The sequence below is a fragment of the Proteus mirabilis ATCC 29906 genome, assembly GCF_000160755.1.
GTDB classification, from domain to species: Bacteria; Pseudomonadota; Gammaproteobacteria; order Enterobacterales; family Enterobacteriaceae; genus Proteus; species Proteus mirabilis.
Genome location: NZ_GG668582.1, coordinates 92,260 through 113,500 on the forward strand (window position 1 = coordinate 92,260; position 21,241 = coordinate 113,500).

Here is a 21,241-nt window from a genome sequence, read left to right on the forward strand (position 1 = left end):
AAAGCCGTTAAATGATAAATAACGTGGTCTATCATCATATCATTTGTTTTTACACACTTTCTCCTACACAGTGTGGTACTATAGGCTTTCGTCCAGATAAGTGAATTTGATAGCATGTTGTTGCGTTTATATCAGGTACTTCTTTACCTTATTCAACCTCTGATTTGGCTACGTCTTTTATTACGCAGCCGCAAAGCACCCGCCTATCGCAAACGGTGGGGTGAGCGCTATGGCTTTTGTCGAGGCAAAGTCGCGCCTCATGGCATTTTATTGCACTCCGTTTCAGTGGGTGAAACACTTGCCGCTGTACCTCTTGTTCGTGCATTACGCCACCATTATCCCGATTTACCTATTACCGTCACCACCATGACACCAACAGGCTCAGAGCGCGTACGCTCTGCATTTGGTGACGATGTGTACCATGTCTATCTTCCTTATGATTTACCCGGCTCGGTTAATCGTTTTCTTACAACGGTTGATCCGAAATTGGTGATCATCATGGAAACAGAGCTGTGGCCAAATCTTATCTCACAGCTTTATCGTCGCAAAATCCCATTGATAATCGCTAATGCTCGCTTATCAGAGCGCTCAGCTGCGGGTTATCAAAAACTAGGTAGTTTTGTCAAAACGATGCTGAGAAAAATTACCTTAATTGCTGCCCAAAATCAGGAAGATGGCGAACGTTTTATTGCTTTAGGGCTAAAACGCTCACATCTGCATATTACCGGTAGCTTAAAGTTTGATATCTCGGTCACCCCTGAGCTCGCTGCTAAAGCCGTGGCACTACGTCGTCAGTGGGCAGCACATCGTCCTGTCTGGATAGCCACCAGTACCCATGAAGGGGAAGAGGCGATTGTCTTAGATACCCATAAAAAATTACTGGCACAATTTCCTCAACTGTTGCTGATTTTAGTTCCCCGCCATCCAGAACGTTTTGCAAAAGCAGAGCAACTTACCCAAGAGGCCGGCTTTAAATATACCCTACGCAGTAGCGATGCTATTCCCGATGCACAAACCCAAGTGGTGATAGGCGATACTATGGGGGAGTTAATGTTGCTATATGGTATTGCTGATCTGGCCTTTGTTGGAGGCAGTTTAGTCGAGCGTGGTGGACATAACCCATTAGAAGCCGCAGCCCATGCTATTCCGGTATTAATGGGCCCTTATACTTTTAATTTTAAAAATATCTGTGCCAAGTTAGACCAAGCTGAAGGGCTAATTACCGTCACTGATAGTGACTCTATGGCGACGGCTATCGCCTCATTACTCAATGATGAAGATTATCGCCGCTATTATGGACATCATGCCGTAGAGGTACTTCATGAGAATCAAGGGGCGTTATTGCGCTTATTAACCTTACTCTCTCCCTATCTGCCACCACGGAGTCACTGATGAGTGAAAGTAAACGTCTTTCGGTCGTGATGATCAGTAAAAACGTTGCGGATGTTATTGAAGCATGTTTAGACTCGGTACAATGGGCTGATGAAATTATTGTTTTAGACTCAGGGAGCGACGATGCAACTTGCCAATTGGCCCGTGAAAAAGGGGCTAAAGTATTTAGCAACACTCCATGGCCGGGGTTTGGTAAACAGCGACAATTAGCACAGCAATACGCCACAGGCGATTATATTTTTATGATTGATAGTGATGAGCGTATTACCCCTGAGTTAAAAGCCAGTATTCAAGCCGTGTTACAACAACCTGAATCGGGTGTGGTTTATAATTGTGCTCGCCGTAACCTGTTTATGGGCCGTTTTATGAAACATAGTGGTTGGTATCCCGATAAAGTAACCCGCCTTTATGCTCGCGAACAGTATCAATATAATGATAATTTGGTTCATGAGTCATTAGAAACCCAAGGCGCAACCATTAAAACTTTACCAGGGGATCTGCTGCATCTTACTTGTCGTGATTTAATCGAGTTCCAACAAAAACAGCTAAAATACGCTAAAGCATGGGCACAAGAGCGCAATCAGCAGGGTAAAACCACCCGTTATAGCGCCATTATTAGCCATACGCTGGGGGCGTTTTTTAAAACTTGGTTACTGAGAATGGGTATTTTAGATGGAAAACAGGGATTAATATTGGCATTTGTTAATGCACAGTATACCTTTAATAAATACGCCTCATTATGGGAACTTAGCCGGAAAAACCGTGAATATGAAAAATAAAGCTATCTACCCTGGAACCTTTGATCCCATCACCTATGGGCATATTGATATTCTCACTCGTGCTGCGGGTATGTTTGACACGGTGTTATTAGCTATTGCTGCCAGCGCCCGTAAAAACCCTATGTTTAGTTTAGAAGAGCGTGTCGCTTTAGCAAAAGAAGTCACCCAACACCTGCCTAATGTGGAAGTTGTCGGCTTTTGTGAGCTAATGGCGAATTTTGCTAAAAAACAGCAAGCGACCATTTTGATCCGTGGCGTACGCTCGGTTTCTGATTTTGAATATGAGTGGCAACTGGCGAATATGAACCGTCATTTTGCCCCAGATCTCGATAGTGTCTTTTTGTTACCTTCACAAAATCTCTCTTTTGTTTCTTCTTCGCTTATTAAAGATGTGGCGCGTCATGACGGCGATGTATCGACTTTTTTACCTGAAGTGGTTGCTACAGCAATGCTACAAAAACTCGGTAAGCGTTAATCGGTTATTTCACCATGTTGGCAATGTCGGCAAAAGAAAGTGCTACGTTGCCCCTGCTTAATACTTTCAATAGTATGACCACAAATTAAGCACGCTTTATCTTTGCGCCCGTAGACAAATAGCTCTTGGGCAAAATAACCTGGTTTACCATCAGATTGTAGAAAATCTTTTAAGGTGGTTCCCCCTTGCTCTATCGAGCGAGTTAATACCGCTTTAATGGCATTAACCAATACGTCACACTCTTGCTCGGTTAAGCTACTGGCTTTTCTATCTGGCATGATCCCTGATGAAAAGAGTGCTTCGTTCGCATAAATATTGCCAACACCCACCACCAGCTTGTTATCCATTAGCCATGGTTTGATGGCGATTTTTTTTATTTTTGCTCTGTTGATATAAATATTGCGCGTTAAATTGCGCCGAAAGCGGCTCTGGCCCTAAATGGGCTAATACGGAGCTGGTGGCTAGATCTTCACACCATAGCCATGCACCGAAACGACGCGGATCGGTATAGCGTAGTACTTTGCCATCACGAAACACTAAATCAATATGATCGTGTTTCTCTTCAGGCTGCTCTTCTGGCAAGATACGTACACTGCCGGACATGCCTAAATGAACAATGATCCACCCTTGATTTAATTCAATTAACAGATATTTAGCGCGCCGTTTAACACTTAAAATCGGTTCATCCAGCAAGGTTTTGATTTTTTCAGAAACAGGCCAACGTAATTTACTGTTACGCACTATCGCGTAGTGCAAGATATTGCCCACTAAATGAGGCTCAATACCTCGGCGACTGGTTTCAACTTCTGGTAATTCTGGCACAAGTCACTCCATTATTGTCACTTGAGAAATACAGCGATAACATCATTTTTATTGTATGATGAGCCATTCATCCCCACAAACCGCTAGAGCAATATAACATAAAGGACAGTGGTAGCTTATTATGATGTTGTTTAAAGACGATAGTAAAAAATCTTTATGGAATTTATCCATTATTGGACTTTACATTATATTGATCTACTTACCCGATATCACTCGCTATAAAAATATAGTGATGGGGCTAATTGGTGCAACGGCACTTTGGTACCTGGTGCGTGATTTTCGCACTATTGGTCAGATTTTTAAAAATAATCTCGCCTATGCGCTGTTTTTCTTATTGCTCGCCATTGGCTATTCAGTGGTGATTTCCGTAGAGCCCGCACTGAGTCTAAAAGAGATTAATAAGCCGATTTTAAATGGCTTACTGCTCTTTGCTATTGCGTTTCCCATTGTATTGTATAAAGAAACACCTACGGCAATTGCAAAGATGGTGATGGTGTCATTCGCCATGGGGTTATTGGTGATTATGGCAAAGGAGTTGGTGCAGTATTATTTGGAATATCAGCAAAATCTTTTGCCTTTTACAACAAAAAGTCAATTAGCGCATAGAGAAATCTCTTATGCACTACTATTTTTCTTTCCTATTATACTGGCCTTATGGGCATTGAAAAAAAATCATTCGATAATTAATTGGCTTTTATTAAGTGTGGTTAGCCTATTATTTTTATTTGCAATTTTAGGCACATTAGCGCGCGGGGCTTGGGTCGCATTAGCGATTAGTACATTACTTATCTTAATCATTAATCGCCAGTGGATATTTACTTTACTCAGCATGGGTATCTGCGTTGCGCTCTTTTTCGGTGTAACACAATTACCTAATAACCAATTTATTAACGCCAAACTTAAACATAAACTATCGCAAACCAATAGCGGACTAAGATTTGATGGTGGTACCCAAGGCTCAGCCTTAGATTTAATCTTAGAACAACCTATTAAAGGCTATGGTTATGGTAATCAGCTTTACCATAATGTTTATAATCAGCAAGTAAAACAGCATAAAAACTGGGTCTTTAAAAAATCCATTGGCCCCCATAATGTATTTTTAGCTTTCTGGTTTGCCGGCGGTATTTTGGGGTTAATAAGTCTACTCTATTTCTGCGCGTCTTTTATCGCTCAAGGTATTCAATTGATCCGCAAAAATCAGGGGATTATTCGCCAAGCAGCGCTGGTGTTATTAATATCGTTTTTAGGGGTTTATGTACTACGTGGATTATTTGAAAATGCCTATATTAATCAAGTGGGTATTTTATTAGGGTTAATGTTAGCATTGCGCTATTCATTATTAAATCAGCCCTCAGCAACACCGACCCAAGAAGATAAATCCGTTAGCTAATCAGTTTATTGATGGTATGTAAAATCGTCTCTGCCCGTTTATCCCAGTTGTAATAATTTTCAACTAATGAGCGGGCGTGATTGATTTTCTCACTGGTACGTTGTGGCTCTTCTCTTAGTAATTTAATTTGTTGGGCAAAACTCTGCGCATCACCACTATCAGCAAAACTTACCGCTTTTTCATCCACCACATCACGAATTGATGGAAAATCTGAAATAACCACCGGTTTTCTCATCGCCATATATTCAAACAGTTTTAACGGAGAGGTGTAGCGACTACCGATACTGGTTAAGGTTAAAGGCAACACACAAATATCATGTCGAGCAATCGCCTGAAAGCGTTGTTTAGGATCGATAAAACCAAGAAAGTTAACTTTCTCTTTTACATCCATCTCCTTAGCAAGCAATTGTAGCCCTTTAATTTGCTCAGCCGTTCCACCGGCAATATTCAGTCTAGCATTATCCAGATATTTCATCGCTCGCATCATGGTGGGGATCCCTTTCCATTTATGCAAACTACCTAGATAAAGTACCTCTGTTACATTATTGGTAGTAGCGGTTATATCTCTATGGCTATCTTTGTTGCTATCTGCGGCATATAAATCCACCCCATCGGGTACAATAGTAATAGGCGTGGTTACTTGATATTGCGAAATAATATCGTCCCTTAACAGCGAGGTCAGCACAAATACTGCCGTTGCGCGACTGTATACCAACTTCTCCATTTTTAGCAGTTTATGGTATTTGAGGCGATTTTTTTTCGTTTCAAAAGAGTGCGACTCTGCAAAAGATTGCGCAAAAATCTCATGGCTTTCGAAAAAAAGCGGAATATCTGCATGGTTTTCAGCCAGATAGCAGGCCAGTTTTAAATTACGCGTAAATAGTGCATCAACAGGGTGTTGTTTTAACCAACGTGCAATTTGTAATGAAAATAGCTTTTGCGAATTAAAGGGAAAATACCATTTACGTCTGATATCTCTTAGCGCAATTAACCGCGCATTGCTATGAATATCACGCCCGAGAATATCGCTATCTCGATACTGTCCTTTAGGGGTGACTAGCGTCACTTGTGCACCGGCACGGGCAAACGCATCAACATTTTGCAATATTTGCAATGAAGCCACACGCAAATCGGGAACGGGATAAGGATCAAGATAGGCGATTTTCATCATTCTGTTTTTAATGCCTGTAGTAATCGTTGTGCTGAATGTTGCCAAGTATAGTGAGAAGCAATGCGTTGGCGTGCATTTTCGCCCATTGCTTTACCTCTATCCGGCAATGCCCGAAGATGGTTGATGGCTTTCACCATCGCGGTTACATCACCTGGGGTTACCAATAATCCTGCACTTTGCTCATTGCCTACCACCTCAGGAATACCGCCGATATAGCTGGCAATCACCGGTTTTCCGCATGCCATTGCTTCTGCAATGGTGATCCCAAATGCTTCATCGCCGATACTCGGGAAAACCCCCGCATCACAAGCGGCATAAAACTCAGGTAACATTGCGTGCTCAACTGGTTGATGAAAAATAACTTGTTCAGCAACACCTTTTACCATCGCTTTATTTTTTAATTGTTCCAGCGCATCCCCCGCGCCAATGATCAGTAACTTAACGTCTTCATCTCGCAATTGGGCTATTGCATCAATAGCAACACTTAAGCCTTTCCAACCGACTACACGCCCCGCAAATGCCAATAAAAACGTAGGATCACTCACCCCGAGCTGTTGGCGCAAAGATGTTGTCATGGGCTTAAACTTTGCCATATCAACACCATTATAGATAACCGCAGGAAATTGTTTAAAATGTTGCTGAATTTGCCAAGCATTAAAATGGCTACACGCAACCCAGGCAGAGATTTTTTTCGCCAGTTTACGATCGCCTTTAAAAAAGCTGGTGCCACCACTCATATAACAAAAACGTGTCGAGCAAGATTTGGGCATCATTGCAGGCCAAAAGAAATCAAACGGCTTAGTTAAAATAACCCAATCAAAATTTTGTCGAATAACATCTTGTTTAGCATAGCGAGCAAAACTATAACGTTCAACAATACGACGAAAACGACCACCGAGATCGATAACTTTCTCTCTTGGTGTATAAGGATAGGTATGAATATGAATTTGTCGGCCTGCTAGTTCATGCCTGACATCACCATTGCCCCCATAAAGATGTACCTCATGTCCCGCATCATGTAACTGTTTGGCAAGCTCCCATACTGCGGTTTGGATCCCACCATAAGACATTGTGATTGTGACATCAATTAAGCCAATCTTCATGAGTTACTGTTTCACCTTTATTCCATTTAAAATATCGCTAACGGCATGCCAAACATTGGCGACAGAAATATCAGACATACTATCTTCACGACTTGCATCGGCTAACGCAATAGGATGTTGGATAATATGACAACATGAATGTTGTAATGGCGCTAAATAACATCCGGGATGATAGCTGTGATACATGGCTACCATCGGAATACCTAACGCGCCAGCTAAATGCGTCGGCCCTGTATCAACCCCGATATAGAGCGACAAATGCGCCATAATGGCAGCATTTTCGCGCATAGAAACTTGCCCTGCTAATGCCAAACAATGCTCAGTACCTATTTTTTTCGCCAGTTCAATGGCGACTTGTTGGCTCTCTTTCCCACCTAATAACAGAAAATAGGCCTGCTCGTCATGAGTCATTATCTGTTTGGCTAACTGCAAAAAGTGTTCTATAGGCCAATCTCGGTAAGCTTTGGCAGGAAAACTTTGTAATTGTAAGCCAATAATGTGCTTATTAATTAATGCATTACTCTCTATAAACTGTTGGGCAAATTGCTTTTCTTCTGAACTAATAGAGTAGCGTAATTGCCAATTGGTTGGGTAAATTCCTAACGCATTAATTAATAAAGCACGCTCTTTTTGTGCCACCATTAACTCTTTAGGGTAAGCCACCCATGTTATGCCTGATTGCTTTTGGTTATTTTCAGCAAAAGCCACTACATGTTGTGATTGACGGCGGGCATACTGCACTAATGAATGATCATTTCCATATACCAAAGCTAAATCATAAGGTTTATGGGGTAACCATCCTCGCCAACGGGCGCGCTTTTTCGAGAAAGGCTTAACACTAAAAATATCAGGATTGTGCTGCAAAATGCAGGCACTGCGTTTATGCGCCAATACATGAATACGGGCATTCGGCCAACGCTCTTTTAGTGCGTGGATCACCGGCGTGATCAGTAACGTATCACCAAAACGCGCAATTGCTATAACCAATATGTTTTTTGGATCCATACACTTTTTATTTAGTTTAAATGATACATTTACTTTCCAGACTATACACTAAAAAGCATTACAAATATTCATAAACAGAATGAAAATATAACATCAGATACAGGATAATTAGCCCTTAGCGACTTTATTGGATATCAATTATCGTGATTTATCTTTAAGGCTAATGGCGTTAATAAATATTTTTTCCATTTTATCTAGCATGTTATCTAAACCAAACTGAGCTTTGGCATGGGCTAATGACGCTTGCCCCATTTGTTGACGTAACTCATCAGAGGCCATTAATTTAGCAAGGTAATTGATTAGGGTTTCTTGTACTTTAGGTGCCAATGTAAAGCCGGTTTTACCATCAATCACCGCTTCACTAATTGCACCTACTGTGGTTGATACCACCGGTAATCCGCAAGCCATCGCTTGCATAATACCTTGTGGCACCCCTTCGTTACCAAAAGAGGGTAAGGCAAATAAATCCATTGCATTTAAGCAATCCGGCACATCATTGCGGTTGCCTAAGAAAAAGACACTCTCTTCTAACCCTGCAAGTTTAACCATCGGTTGTAAATTTTTACGTTGTGGGCCATCTCCGACGAGAAGTAATTGCCAGTCAGGAAATTGTAGATGCAATGTTTTCCAAGCTTCTATTAGGTATTTATGTCCTTTCCATACCCGCATTGTTGCCACAATCCCTAATGTAGGTTTATTAGGCACACCTATTTTTTCTCGTGCTTGCTGTTTATTTTGTGGCGAGAACTTTTCTAAATCGATCCCCGTAGGAACTGAGGTCATTTGACTGAGCGGAAAACGATTATATTGATGTAAGGTTTGGCGTAATTTTTCACCGGTAGTGACAATATGGGCACTTGAAGACAGGTAGAGCCAACGCGTGGGCAGTGAACGTGATACATCGGTAGATACATGGCGAGTACGTACTATGGCGGGAGAGTGGCGTAATGAAGCACAAGATAGCGCAACTAACCAAGCATCTGTCGAGCTATGGGTATTAATCACATCAAATTGCTGACGATGGACTTTTAACCAATTACGCAATGCCATCAGTGCAGATCCGCGTTTTTTTTCAATCGGTAATGTGACAACCTCAATACCATAGTCAGGGGCTGCTTTGGCAATTTTTGAGTTTGGACAGCAAACCAGTGTCACATGGTGCCCTCTTTGCACCATGCCTTGAGATTCTGTCAAAATGCGGATTTCTTGACCACCCCAACCACAAGACGACTCTGTATGTAAGATAGATAACACCGATTTACTCATCTGCAACTATTCACTCGATAGATAAAAAGGGCACTAGTATAACGAAAGAGTCAATAAAGATCATAATAGCTTTACTTTGTTATACTTAGCGCAAGCCAGATAACAAAAAACCCGACGCTAAGGTCGGGTTTTTTTTCAGAGAACTAAAATTATTTAATTTTAGCTTCTTTATAAGTCACATGCTGACGAACAACTGGATCGAATTTTTTCATTTCCAGTTTTTCTGGCATAGTGCGTTTGTTCTTCGTAGTGGTATAGAAGTGACCTGTACCAGCAGAAGAAACGAGTTTAATTTTCTCGCGAATACCTTTAGCCATTTTTCAGCTCCTTAGTACTTCTCACCACGGGCACGTAAATCTGCTAATACAGATTCGATGCCTTTCTTATCGATCACACGCATACCTTTAGCAGATACACGCAGAGTTACGAAACGTTTCTCAGACTCAACCCAGAAACGGTGAGAGTGCAGGTTTGGCAGAAAACGGCGTTTAGTCGCGTTTAATGCGTGAGAGCGGTTGTTTCCACTCACAGGACGCTTGCCGGTAACTTGGCAGACTCGGGACATGTCTATTCTCCAAAAATCTAATCAGCTCGAGCTTTAGTATCAGGTTTGGCCGCCTCGTCAGGCTTTGGAGCCCATCTCAGCAACTTTTAACGATTGAAAAACTGTGTAAACACCTCAGAAAAAACTTGCTGAGATAGGCTCTTCTCGCCAAACCCAAGATCCTCAAAGGTGGCGTAGTATACGCCCAATGGCCTCAACGCTCAAGACCCGTACAATAAAGATTGTCAATAATTTTAAAAAATATTGGCTATAACCAACCTCGTTCAGCAAAAGAAACACAGTTATCATGCCCTACCACAAGGTGATCAAGCACTTTTATACCGACTAATTGACAGGCTGTAAAAATTTTTTCTGTCATCTGCTTATCGGCAAGACTTGGCTCAGACAGACCTGAAGGATGGTTATGGGCTAAAATAATCGATGCAGCGTTCTTTTTAATCGACTGGCGAATAATTTCTCTGGGGTGAACTTCAACACGATCCACCGTTCCTTTAAACATTTCCTCACAATCGATCATTTGGTTTTGGTTATCTAAAAATAGCACGACAAATACTTCTCTATCACGCCAATTAAGTCGTTTTTGCAAATAACTTTTGGTTTCTGCGGATGAGGAGAGGATATTTTTATGCATAAACTTTGTTTTAATAAAGCGTTGAGCCATCTCATTAATGGCTTGTAATTGGGTAAATTTACCCACGCCTATCCCCTTAAAACAGCCTAATGTTTCATAATCCGCATTGATCACATGATAGATAGAACCACACTTTCTAAAGTAAAAAGTCTGCTAATTCTAATACCGATTTTTCATAGGTGCCTGTACGTAAAAAAATGGCCAATAACTCTGCATCCGTTAACGATTCTACACCATGCAACAGCAGTTTTTCTCTCGGTAAGAGTGTCTCTATGGTTGCGTTTTCCATTCTTTGTGCTCTCCCTTTTCGCCAAGCATTTAAACATCAATACGTTATAATTGGCCTATGTTGTTATTTTATCTTTCATGCAATATTTATCACAAAACAACTGTTGTTATATACAGTTAATTTACTATAAACTGTACAAGTTGAATGAAAAAGCCACAGATAAAATTTGTGCGAGGTAATACACAATAATTTATTTTATAAAACATCGTATTACATAGAATGCCTAACTCTGGCTTAGCTTGTGGTAAAATTATGGACATTTATTTATGCAATTAGGCATTTCATCATGACTACACTTCACGACAAAAAGATTATTCTGGGTATCAGTGGTGGTATTGCGGCCTATAAAGCGCCTGAGCTAGTCCGTCGTTTACGTGATAAAGGCGCTATTGTGCGCGTCGTTATGACGCCTGCAGCACATGCCTTTGTCACCCCGTTATCGCTACAAGCGGTATCAGGCTTCCCTGTTGCGGATGATTTGCTTGATCCTGCCGCAGAAGCCGCAATGGGACATATCGAACTAGGAAAATGGGCTGATCTGATTTTATTATCCCCTGCTACCGCGGATTTGATTGCTCGTTTACGCATGGGGATGGCAAACGATCTGTTAACCACACTCTGTTTAGCCAGTGCAGCACCTATTGCGATTGCCCCAGCGATGAATCAACAAATGTATCGTGCGGCGATTACACAAGAAAATTTAACGGCTTTGGCACAACGAGGTTGTCTTATCTGGGGGCCTGACTCTGGTAGCCAAGCCTGTGGTGATGTAGGACCCGGTAGAATGTTAGATCCTCTTGAATTGGTGGCATTAGCTGAGCAACAATTTGCGACTCAACACGATTTTAAAGGTAAAAAAATCACCATTACCGCAGGCCCAACACGTGAAGCCTTAGATCCAGTACGCTTTATCAGCAACCATAGCTCAGGAAAAATGGGCTTTGCTATTGCGCAAGCGGCCGCTCAACGGGGGGCAGAAGTGACACTCATTGCCGGCCCTGTCACATTGCCGACACCTGCTTGTGTTAAACGTATCGACGTCGAAAGTGCCCAAGAGATGTATCAACAAGTGATGGATATTGTGCCATCCCAAGATATTTTTATTGGTTGTGCTGCCGTTGCCGATTATCGAGCCAAACAGGTTGCCCCTGAAAAAATTAAAAAACAAGGTGATGAAGTAACGATAACTATGATAAAAAACCCCGATATTGTTGCCAGTGTCGGAAAAATGGTTGAGCATCGCCCATTTGTTGTCGGATTTGCAGCCGAAACCCAGAATGTGGAAGAATATGCCCGCCGTAAACGAGAACAAAAACAACTCGATTTAATCTGTGCTAATGATGTATCACTAAAAGATGCTGGTTTTAATAGTGATAACAACGCATTACACCTTATCTGGGCAAATGGAGAAACGCGTTTACCACATAGTAGTAAAACGCAACTGAGTCATCGCCTACTTGACGAGATAGCCAAACATTATGATGAAAAAAATTGACGTTAAAATCCTTGACCCACGAATTGGACAAGAGTATCCACTCCCTGCGTATGCAACAACAGGTTCTGCTGGTTTAGATTTACGTGCTTGCCTTGATGCTCCACTGGTATTAGCACCAGGACAAACTGAGCTGTTACCTACAGGTCTTGCTGTACATATTGCTGATGAAGGGTTAGCGGCAATGGTGCTTCCTCGCTCAGGCCTCGGTCATAAACATGGGGTGGTACTCGGTAACTTAGTGGGATTAATTGACTCTGATTATCAAGGTCAACTGATGGTATCGGTATGGAATCGTGGTCAACAAGCGTTCACTATTGAACCCGGCGAACGTATTGCCCAGATGGTTATCGTACCTGTTGTTCAAGCAGAATTTAATATTGTAGAAGATTTTACGGCAACAGAGCGTGGTACAGGCGGTTTTGGACACTCTGGTCGCCAATAAGCACGACGTCTTGCATTTATTTTAATATCAATGACGATATCACTCCCTTTGCACTAACACTTTTATTTAGTGCAAAGGTTTACTGATTTGTTTTGCTTTTAGCAGGGGCCTTATCAGTCATGGCAGAAGAAAAAGAAACCAAAAAGAAACGCAGAAATAGACGGGATGAAATACTACAATCGCTCGCTCAAATGTTGGAGTCTAGTGATGGTAGTCAACGTATTACTACAGCCAAATTAGCGGCTACCGTTGGGGTATCTGAAGCAGCACTTTATCGACATTTCCCCAGTAAAACAAAGATGTTTGATAGCCTAATTGAGTTTATCGAAGATAGCTTAGTTTCGCGTATCAACCTGATTTTAAAAGATGAGAAAGAAACTATCGCACGCATTCGCCTTATTCTTATCTTGATCCTTGGCTTTGCAGAGAAAAACCCTGGGCTATCTCGCATTCTTACCGGACACGCATTAATGTTTGAGCAAGATAGATTACAAGGGCGCATTAACCAATTGTATGAGCGAATTGAAGTACAACTTCGCCAAGTGATTAAAGAGCGTAAAATTCGCGAAGGAAGTGCCTTTTTACATGATGAAGCACTACTCGCTTCACAACTGCTTGCGTTTTGTGAAGGTATGCTAGCACGTTTTGTACGTACGGAATTTCGTTATCATCCTACACAGGAATTTGAAGCACGTTGGCCATTAATTCAGGCGCAATTACAGTGAGCAAGTAACAATGAAAGAGTGGACTCGTGACTTAACTCAATAATTTGAAAATGACATATATGCCGTTTTTTTCTTATTTGTGTTAACATGCGCTCTATTGATATCAGAGTATCTAAATAGATTTACTGGGAATGGCACTAAGCGATCCCCAATCTGTGACAGTGGCAACGCGCCTTGTCCCTACTGTAAAAGTCCTTTTTATCTTTCAATATCTGTGATAATTATCGCAGAAAATTCATTGTACTACTCACCCCGCCCATTATTGGGCGAGGGCTTTTTTTTACAGCTATTGAGCGATTTTATTGTATTTTTGCTTTTTTAATTAATGCCATAACGTTCACGATAGGCTTTTACTGCTGGCAAATGTGCCGATAATGTCTCACTTTCAGTTAAGTAGCTAATTAAATCATCCAAAGTAATAATTGAATAAACTTGGCATTGATAATCGCGCTCTAATTCTTGTATTGCAGAAAGCGAACCACGCCCTTTTTCTTGTCTATCTAAACTAAGCAATACCCCTGACAGCGTCGCATCATGTTGTTTGATTATTTCCATCGATTCACGAATAGCCGTTCCAGCGGTAATAACATCATCAACAATCACCACATTCCCTGTTAATGGACTGCCGACTAATGTCCCTCCTTCACCATGATCTTTAGCTTCTTTACGATTAAAGCAGTAAGGAACATCCATATCATGATGTTCAACTAAGGCCACTGCGGTCGTTGTCGCGATGGGAATACCTTTATAAGCCGGTCCAAACAGCACATCACAAGGCACATGATTATCTATTAATGTTTGTGCATAAAACTGTCCCAATAAAGCCAAGTCACGCCCAGTATTAAATAAACCTGCATTAAAAAAGTAAGGACTAACACGACCTGATTTCAGCGTAAACTCACCAAATTTTAATACATTTTTTGCTAATGCAAGTTCGATAAAGTGGCGCTGGTAGGCTTTCATTTTTTTCTCCTATTAAGATTGCTTAATGACAGATTTTAGACATAAAAAAAGCGACTTTTCAGTCGCCTTAAAAATAGAATTTATTGCTTTAGCGCCTCTTTTTGCGCTTCAAATATCTTTTCTAATCCCCCTTTCGCAAGGGCGAGTAAAGCAAGTAACTCTTCATGACTAAATGGTGCACCTTCTGCCGTACCCTGTACTTCAATCATACGGCCATCATCGATCATCACCACATTCATATCCGTTTCGGCTGCGGAATCTTCAACATATTCCAAATCGCATAATGGTTGACCATCAACGATACCCACAGAAACAGCAGCTACCATTGATTTAAGAGGGCTCTTTTTCAGCTTACCTTCTGCAACCATTTTATTTAAAGCATCCACTAACGCGACACAAGCACCAGAAATAGAGGCGGTGCGAGTACCCCCATCGGCTTGAATAACATCACAATCAACCGTGATAGTAAATTCACCCAAGGCCTTTAAATCCACAGCGGCGCGTAGTGAGCGAGCGATTAAACGTTGGATTTCCATTGTGCGGCCAGTTTGTTTACCGCGAGCGGCTTCACGAGCATTACGACTGTTAGTGGCGCGAGGAAGCATGCCATATTCTGCAGTCACCCAGCCTTGCCCTTGTCCTTTAAGAAAACGAGGTACACCCTCTTCTACAGTGGCATTACACAAGACTTTGGTATCACCAAATTCAACTAATACAGAACCTTCAGCATGTTTTGTATAGTGGCGAGTAATGGTAATCGGACGTACTTGGTCTGCTTGTCTGTCTGCTGGACGCATGGTGTTATCTCCGCTTTCTCTGACATATTGGGGGCGCATTATACGACCTAAAACGGCTTATGCCTATCCTTGTGTTGATACCTAGGGTTATAATCGTTACATCATTTACAATATTGAGACCCTATTATGATCCGTAGTATGACCGCTTTCGCTCGTCGAGATATCAAAAAAGAGTGGGGTAGCGCCGCATGGGAACTGCGTTCCGTTAATCAACGTTACCTTGAAACATATATCCGTTTACCTGAGCAATTACGTAGTTTAGAGCCTGTTATTCGTGAACGTCTACGTAATCGCTTAACACGCGGTAAAATAGAATGTAACTTGCGTTTTGAACTCAATGCTCACTCACAAGGTGAACTGACTTTGGATGAAAATTTAGCAAGGCAACTGATTGTTTCTGCTAACTGGGTAAAAAGCCAAAGCCATGAAGGTACTATCAGCCCATTTGATATTTTACGTTGGCCTGGGGTTATCTCAGCCCAAGAGCAAGATTTAGATGCCATTGGTAGCGAACTATTAGCAGAGCTTGATGTAGCTATCGATGCCTTTATTGCAAGTCGAGAAGCTGAAGGCCAAGCACTCAAAACGCTGATTGAGCAACGTTTAGATGCCGTAAGTGCTGAGGTCGTAAAAGTAAGAGCACAGATGCCAGAAATTCTCCAATGGCAACGTGAGCGCTTAACCAGCAAATTAGAAGAAGCACAAGTTCAAGTTGATAATAATCGTTTAGAGCAAGAATTAGTGATGTTAGCGCAACGCTTAGATGTCGCTGAAGAGCTTGATAGATTAGATGCCCACGTTAAAGAAACACGCAAAATTCTCAGCAAAAAAGAGGCTGTCGGTCGTCGCCTTGATTTTATGATGCAGGAGTTTAATCGTGAATCCAATACACTAGCATCCAAATCAATTAATACGGATGTCACCAATTCCGCTATTGAATTAAAAGTATTAATTGAACAGATGCGAGAGCAGATCCAAAATATTGAGTAAATTATCGCTTATATTTATTCAGTCTCACGACATCACCCAACATAGTAAGCCAGTGTAAATGCTGGCTTTTTAAGTTACTTAAGTCATATTTTGATATCACTAAATAAAAGCGCAAGAGAATTTGGACGAGTTTAAAAAGCTTGTATAAACTACATCAACAAATAGTTATCTCTGATCACTGAGTACAATTGCATATTTATTATTTAAAATGTACACTTAAGATGTACATTATAGGAGAAATATTATGCGTACATATACCTCGACACAAGCCCGAGCCAATATCTCAGAAGTATTAGATATTGCGACCCACGGTGAACCTGTTGAAATCACCCGCAGAGACGGTTGTTCAGCGGTTGTTATCAGTAAAACTGAATTTGAGTCATACCAGAATGCTAAGCTAGATGCAGAGTTTGATATGATGATGCAACGTCATGGACATACCGTAGAGGCACTGACAAATCGATGATATGGGTTAGCGCACAGGAAGTTATCGCTTTCCATGATCGTATATTACAACGTTTCCCAGGTGTGGCCGGTATGTCCGATCCTGGCAGAGCGGAAGCTCTTATTTACCGGGTGCAAAACCGTAAACATTATGAAGGCATTACAGATGTGTTTGAACTGGCAGCAACTTATTGGGTCGCTATCGCTCGAGGGCACATATTTAATGACGGTAATAAACGTACCGCATTTTTTGTGACCATGACATTTCTCTATCGTAATGGCATCAGGATCCGCGATACTGGCAATATGCTGGAAAACTTAACAGTAGAAGCAGCTACAGGTGAGAAAACCGTCGACCAATTAGCAAAACATCTACAAAACTTGGTAGAGAAAACTAACTAAAATAGTTTTCATTAGCAAAATAAAGGCCCCTTTCAATATTTCATACCAAATATGACAAGGTGGCACAGCCCACTTCCCCTAAAATGAGATAGCTATAATTAGTTTTACCGCATTAAGGACAGCTAACAACTTTACCTCTCAATACCTCCCAATCCCAGTCCACTGAAAACTTAATTTTTACAATGTACACATTCAGCAAAAAAGCCTCTCCAGCACTGATTTCTGAAGTAACTTTATTTTACGACGCAGCTGGATGAAAGTGAAACTATAATTTCCTTATTCAATTAAAAATGAAAACATTATTTCACTTTAATCTGTTTGAGAATATCAAACAGTCACTTTACTCAAAGCCAAAAGTGAAGCTATACTTTCACTAACTGAAGATTTAAGAAAATATAGTTTCACTATGAATACCATCGAATCAACAACAAAGCGCACTGCTGTCGTTTTTCCAAAACATAAAAAGGTGTTAAGCATTTTGGGCGAGAACTTAACTCTAGCAATGAAGCGACGTGGTATTACCCAAGAAATGATGCATAATCGAACAGGATTGTCTAAACCAACGCTACGAAAAATCCTAAAAGGCGATCCTTCCGTTTCGCTTGGTCACTATGTCAACGTATTAGCCTCCTTAGGCCTCTTAGAAGACTTAACCAAAGTTGCCTTTGATGACGAATTGGGAAGAAAGCTGCAAGACATCCAATTGCTGAAAAAAAAATAAGGGTATCGCATTATGGAAATCTACGTTTATGCTGATTGGACTGAATCAACTGACCCTGTATTAGTTGGTACATTACGATCATCAGAAATTAGAGGCAAAGAACATTTCAGCTTTAGTTATGACAAGACATGGTTAACCTCCGATTATGTCCGCCAGATTGACCCTTCTTTAAAACTATTCGTTGGCGAGCAACATGCGCAGGACGATAAGAATTTCAAAATATTTCTCGACTCATGCCCTGATCGTTGGGGTCGACTATTAATGCAACGCAGAGAAGCGGTGGTGGCTAGGCAAGAAAAACGGCGAGCGAAAAGCCTATATGAGACGGATTACTTACTAGGCGTTCACGATTCATTTCGCATGGGAGCACTGCGCTTTCGTACATCTCCAAATGGTCCATTTTTAGATGATAACCATGAGCTTGCAGCACCCACAATAACCAGTTTACCCGAGCTACAACATGCCGCCAATAAAATCGAAGAAACTCCGGATTTAGATAATCCAGATTATCTGAAGTGGCTCAATATGTTGATCTCACCGGGATCATCACTAGGCGGAGCCAGACCAAAGGCATCAATAAGAAATCACGACGATAGTTTGTGGTTAGCTAAATTCCCTAGCCGTCACGATGATTACGATATTGGCTTATGGGAGTTCATTGTTTATCAAATGGCTATTGAATCTGGGATCGAAATGGCTGAATCAAAAGCTGAGGCTATTGGCAAACATCATATTTTTTTAACAAAAAGATTCGACCGTACCAAAACAGGAAAGCGGCTACACTTCAGTTCAGCGATGACTCAACTAGAGTACTTTGATGGTCAGGATAATGGCGCAAGTTACTTAGAGCTGGCTGAGTTTCTGATCAAAAACGGCTCGAATACTCAGTCAGATCTTGAACAACTTTGGACTAGAATACTGTTTAATATCATGGTATCTAATTGTGATGATCATCTTAGAAATCACGGATTCATTCTAGAGCCTACTGGTTGGCGACTATCTCCCGCCTACGATATTAACCCTATGTTATACGCCTCTGGTCTACACCTTAATATTGATGACGTCAGCAATGCGCTTTCTACCGACTTGGCATTTGACGTCGCAGAGTATTTTCACGTTACCAAAAGTAAAGCGAAGTCCATATACCAAAGATTGTTCAAAGCGGTTTCACAATGGGAAAGCCTTGCCCAACAAGCGGGTATCTGCAAAGAAGAAAGAGAACTATTGAGGGACTGCTTTAGATTCGACTAGAACGCCATCGCACTTTTATGCGCATAAAGTGTGAAAGGTAAATTGATTACTGAACCATTCTTTTTACTGAACGGAGAAATACAGCGGCCAGAGATCTACACAAAGTTACTTTATAGGTAACAATTGATAGGGTTACTTCACGACACTCAGACCTATTATTTTTTGGATACCAGAATATTCATATTGCGCTTATTTCTATAAACATGGACATAAAATAAAGGCTCCTTTCAATATTTCATACCAAATATGACAAGGTAGTGACATATTGAATTTTCGCTTATTAACATTGCGACGGATCACTCACCAATGCGAAGATAGCATTTAACATTCCGTTTAAAAGCAAATCTGTAACGCTATCATTTTGCTAGAGCTTGTCTAATAAACCCTTTATTTTGCGCCAACAGCTGTGTTGCTTGTTGTGCATTTACGCCGGCTAAAATCATCAAAATCGCTGTTTTACAATGACGTTGGCATTGTGCTAGTGCTTGTTCAGCAGTAGCTCGTTCACACTCTGTCGCTTGCATCACAATACGAATTTGGCGTTCAATTAATTTGGCATTAGTGGCTTCAACATCTACCATTAAATTACCAAACACTTTCCCCATCTTTATCATGGCACCTGTGGTTATCATATTTAATACCAGTTTTTGTGCCGTGCCTGCTTTCATACGTGATGAGCCAGTTACCACTTCCGGCCCCACAATCGGCGTAATGGCAATATCGGCTCGTTGCGCAATGGGACTATCAGGATTACAACTAATCGCCCCGGTCACTGCACCTAGTGAGCGTGCATATTCTAATGCGCCAATCACATAAGGCGTTCGACCACTTGCTGCAATCCCAACTAGCACATCCTTGGCATTAAAATTAAGCTGGCGTAAATCTTCCGCCCCCAATTGGACATTATCTTCTGCATTTTCAACCGCTTGTAAAATGGCTTTGTGTCCCCCGGCAATTAAGCCAATCACCATATCATGGGGGGTTCCATAGGTTGGAGGACATTCACTGGCATCTAAAATTCCCAAACGACCAGAAGTACCTGCACCGCAATAAATTAATCGACCACCTTGAGAAAATGCTGTTACGACCTTATCCACCAGCCGTGCAATATGGGGTAATGTGGCTTCAACCGCAAAAGGCACTTTTTTATCTTCATTATTAATGACTTTTAGCATTTCAAGTGTTGAAAGTGTATCAATATGTTCACTGTGATGATTGCGACTTTCTGTCACCAGATGACCAAGGTCGATTGCCATTTTAAGTCCCTAAATTGCTATTTATCTGTTAATCTCAAAAAACATCAACGATTATACACCCAATTATGATAGGTGAGTTTTTCAAAATCATGACTTAGGCGACTTTACATGACATTGCGGCATGATATTTCGATATTTATCAGACTATAGATACATTTTTTCGTCTTTTTTATCTTACTATTTAAATTAAAAAATAAGATACATACTTTTATTGATACACAATATTTGCGTAAAAATAGAGAGTCACAATAATGACAATTTAAGATGTAATGTTATTACACTATTTTTGGGGTGCAATAATAAACCCAAGCTGGCGGTACATTTAACATCACACGTTTTTTCTCTAAATGAAAATAACGAGATAATGTTTTTTCATATCGAGTGGTATATTGAAACAACACAAAACAACCTTGGGTTTTTAATAATTCGCTATGTACTCGTTTTAAGATTTTTAACCCTAACCTTCTGTTAATAGACAAGAAAGGCAACCCAGAAATAATCATATTATAATGACTATCTAACTTTTCAGCCGACGTTGTATAGATGGTTAAACGGGGATCATTAATCTTATTCAGCTCATTAGCGAATGCTGGCTCTATCTCAAAAACATCTAATACCGAGTTTGATGACATACGTTTTAAGATCTGTTGCGTAATCACCCCAGTACCCGCACCTAATTCGGCGATTTGGATATCTTGTTGCCAATTTAATTTATTGAGCATTTCATAACATAACCAACGTGATGAAGGCGCAATAGTTCCCATTGTGGTAGGAGACAGTACAAACCGCTTTAAATATGAATAATAGGTTGATAATGGAAAGTAGGTTGATAAATCCATCTTGCGCCCCCTAAAGCTTTTATCTAGA

Annotated in this window: 22 protein-coding genes and 2 pseudogenes; 12 read left to right on the plus strand and 12 right to left on the minus strand. The window is 41.0% G+C overall.

Translation table 11 applies throughout. The annotated features are described in order from the left end of the window. Positions 1-114 precede the first annotated feature (114 nt). The 3 genes from waaA to coaD are packed head-to-tail and all read left to right on the plus strand — an operon-like array spanning position 115 to position 2,646. Positions 115-1,392 (plus strand): lipid IV(A) 3-deoxy-D-manno-octulosonic acid transferase, encoded by a 1,278-nt coding sequence (waaA, locus tag HMPREF0693_RS15415; protein WP_004246472.1) that lies wholly within the window; start codon positions 115-117, stop codon positions 1,390-1,392. Further along, positions 1,392-2,171, plus strand: coding sequence for a glycosyltransferase family 2 protein (locus HMPREF0693_RS15420; RefSeq protein ID WP_004246473.1), 780 nt, complete (start codon positions 1,392-1,394; stop codon positions 2,169-2,171). Before waaA ends, HMPREF0693_RS15420 begins: the two co-directional genes overlap by 1 nt. Further along, positions 2,161-2,646, plus strand: a complete 486-nt coding sequence (gene coaD / locus HMPREF0693_RS15425) for a pantetheine-phosphate adenylyltransferase (protein ID WP_004246474.1) — start codon at positions 2,161-2,163, stop codon at positions 2,644-2,646. Before HMPREF0693_RS15420 ends, coaD begins: the two co-directional genes overlap by 11 nt. Here the strand turns inward: coaD and mutM are convergent. Further along, positions 2,643-3,468, minus strand: a pseudogene (gene mutM / locus HMPREF0693_RS18990) (bifunctional DNA-formamidopyrimidine glycosylase/DNA-(apurinic or apyrimidinic site) lyase). The gene coaD and the pseudogene mutM sit on opposite strands and share 4 nt — an antisense overlap. 121 nt (positions 3,469-3,589) lie before the next feature. Here mutM and rfaL point away from each other — a divergent pair. Further along, positions 3,590-4,858: an O-antigen ligase RfaL gene (gene rfaL, locus HMPREF0693_RS15435; protein WP_004246477.1), complete on the plus strand. Its 1,269-nt coding sequence runs from the start codon at positions 3,590-3,592 to the stop codon at positions 4,856-4,858. Here the strand turns inward: rfaL and HMPREF0693_RS15440 are convergent. The 7 genes and pseudogenes from HMPREF0693_RS15440 to radC all read right to left on the minus strand — a co-directional run bounded on the left by HMPREF0693_RS15440 (position 4,851) and on the right by radC (position 10,888). Next, entirely contained in the window at positions 4,851-6,029 is a 1,179-nt protein-coding gene (locus tag HMPREF0693_RS15440; protein ID WP_004246478.1) for a glycosyltransferase family 4 protein, read from the minus strand. The two genes, rfaL and HMPREF0693_RS15440, sit on opposite strands and share 8 nt — an antisense overlap. After that, entirely contained in the window at positions 6,026-7,132 is a 1,107-nt protein-coding gene (locus tag HMPREF0693_RS15445) for a glycosyltransferase family 4 protein (RefSeq protein ID WP_004246479.1), read from the minus strand. Before HMPREF0693_RS15445 ends, HMPREF0693_RS15440 begins: the two co-directional genes overlap by 4 nt. Positions 7,133-7,135: 3 nt before the next feature. Further along, positions 7,136-8,137 carry a glycosyltransferase family 9 protein gene (locus HMPREF0693_RS15450; RefSeq protein WP_004246480.1) on the minus strand — a complete coding sequence of 334 codons (1,002 nt, stop codon included), beginning with the start codon at positions 8,135-8,137 and terminating at the stop codon, positions 7,136-7,138. A gap of 138 nt (positions 8,138-8,275) precedes the next feature. After that, on the minus strand, positions 8,276-9,403 hold the full coding sequence (locus tag HMPREF0693_RS15455) for a glycosyltransferase family 4 protein (RefSeq protein WP_004246481.1): 1,128 nt from the start codon (positions 9,401-9,403) through the stop codon (positions 8,276-8,278). 149 nt (positions 9,404-9,552) lie between these two features. Continuing rightward, positions 9,553-9,720: a 50S ribosomal protein L33 gene (rpmG, locus tag HMPREF0693_RS15460; protein ID WP_004246483.1), complete on the minus strand. Its 168-nt coding sequence runs from the start codon at positions 9,718-9,720 to the stop codon at positions 9,553-9,555. Between the two features lie 11 nt (positions 9,721-9,731). Further along, positions 9,732-9,968 carry a 50S ribosomal protein L28 gene (rpmB, locus tag HMPREF0693_RS15465; RefSeq protein WP_004246485.1) on the minus strand — a complete coding sequence of 79 codons (237 nt, stop codon included), beginning with the start codon at positions 9,966-9,968 and terminating at the stop codon, positions 9,732-9,734. A 247-nt stretch (positions 9,969-10,215) separates the two neighbouring features. Then, positions 10,216-10,888: pseudogene (radC, locus tag HMPREF0693_RS15470) on the minus strand (RadC family protein). Positions 10,889-11,174: 286 nt separating this feature from the next. Here radC and coaBC point away from each other — a divergent pair. The 3 genes from coaBC to slmA all read left to right on the plus strand — a co-directional run bounded on the left by coaBC (position 11,175) and on the right by slmA (position 13,550). Then, positions 11,175-12,383, plus strand: coding sequence for a bifunctional phosphopantothenoylcysteine decarboxylase/phosphopantothenate--cysteine ligase CoaBC (gene coaBC, locus HMPREF0693_RS15475; RefSeq protein WP_004246488.1), 1,209 nt, complete (start codon positions 11,175-11,177; stop codon positions 12,381-12,383). Next, the gene (gene dut / locus HMPREF0693_RS15480; RefSeq protein ID WP_004246490.1) at positions 12,367-12,825 is read left to right on the plus strand and encodes a dUTP diphosphatase; all 459 of its coding nucleotides are present in this window, start codon (positions 12,367-12,369) and stop codon (positions 12,823-12,825) included. Before coaBC ends, dut begins: the two co-directional genes overlap by 17 nt. 119 nt (positions 12,826-12,944) lie before the next feature. Continuing rightward, positions 12,945-13,550 (plus strand): nucleoid occlusion factor SlmA, encoded by a 606-nt coding sequence (slmA, locus tag HMPREF0693_RS15485; RefSeq protein WP_004246491.1) that lies wholly within the window; start codon positions 12,945-12,947, stop codon positions 13,548-13,550. A gap of 318 nt (positions 13,551-13,868) precedes the next feature. On the opposite strand, the gene pyrE is transcribed toward slmA, so the two are convergent. Beyond that, positions 13,869-14,513, minus strand: coding sequence for an orotate phosphoribosyltransferase (gene pyrE / locus HMPREF0693_RS15490; protein WP_004246493.1), 645 nt, complete (start codon positions 14,511-14,513; stop codon positions 13,869-13,871). A gap of 80 nt (positions 14,514-14,593) precedes the next feature. After that, the gene (gene rph, locus HMPREF0693_RS15495; protein ID WP_004249946.1) at positions 14,594-15,310 is read right to left on the minus strand and encodes a ribonuclease PH; all 717 of its coding nucleotides are present in this window, start codon (positions 15,308-15,310) and stop codon (positions 14,594-14,596) included. Positions 15,311-15,436: 126 nt separating this feature from the next. Between rph and HMPREF0693_RS15500 the strand changes: the two genes are divergently transcribed. The 5 genes from HMPREF0693_RS15500 (at position 15,437) to HMPREF0693_RS15520 (ending at position 19,118) form a co-directional block, all read left to right on the plus strand. Beyond that, positions 15,437-16,300: a YicC/YloC family endoribonuclease gene (locus HMPREF0693_RS15500; RefSeq protein WP_004249947.1), complete on the plus strand. Its 864-nt coding sequence runs from the start codon at positions 15,437-15,439 to the stop codon at positions 16,298-16,300. A 244-nt stretch (positions 16,301-16,544) separates the two neighbouring features. Further along, on the plus strand, positions 16,545-16,766 hold the full coding sequence (locus tag HMPREF0693_RS15505; protein WP_004246496.1) for a type II toxin-antitoxin system Phd/YefM family antitoxin: 222 nt from the start codon (positions 16,545-16,547) through the stop codon (positions 16,764-16,766). Then, positions 16,763-17,146 carry a type II toxin-antitoxin system death-on-curing family toxin gene (locus HMPREF0693_RS15510; RefSeq protein WP_004246497.1) on the plus strand — a complete coding sequence of 128 codons (384 nt, stop codon included), beginning with the start codon at positions 16,763-16,765 and terminating at the stop codon, positions 17,144-17,146. The genes HMPREF0693_RS15505 and HMPREF0693_RS15510 overlap by 4 nt, the downstream gene beginning before the upstream one ends. 406 nt (positions 17,147-17,552) lie before the next feature. Continuing rightward, positions 17,553-17,867: a helix-turn-helix domain-containing protein gene (locus HMPREF0693_RS15515; RefSeq protein ID WP_004246498.1), complete on the plus strand. Its 315-nt coding sequence runs from the start codon at positions 17,553-17,555 to the stop codon at positions 17,865-17,867. Positions 17,868-17,879: 12 nt separating this feature from the next. Continuing rightward, the gene (locus HMPREF0693_RS15520; protein ID WP_004246499.1) at positions 17,880-19,118 is read left to right on the plus strand and encodes a type II toxin-antitoxin system HipA family toxin; all 1,239 of its coding nucleotides are present in this window, start codon (positions 17,880-17,882) and stop codon (positions 19,116-19,118) included. Positions 19,119-19,474: 356 nt separating this feature from the next. Here the strand turns inward: HMPREF0693_RS15520 and murQ are convergent, their stop codons facing one another. Next, on the minus strand, positions 19,475-20,374 hold the full coding sequence (murQ, locus tag HMPREF0693_RS15525; protein ID WP_004246500.1) for an N-acetylmuramic acid 6-phosphate etherase: 900 nt from the start codon (positions 20,372-20,374) through the stop codon (positions 19,475-19,477). 275 nt (positions 20,375-20,649) lie between these two features. After that, positions 20,650-21,213 (minus strand): class I SAM-dependent methyltransferase, encoded by a 564-nt coding sequence (locus HMPREF0693_RS15530; RefSeq protein ID WP_004246502.1) that lies wholly within the window; start codon positions 21,211-21,213, stop codon positions 20,650-20,652. Positions 21,214-21,241: the final 28 nt, after the last annotated feature.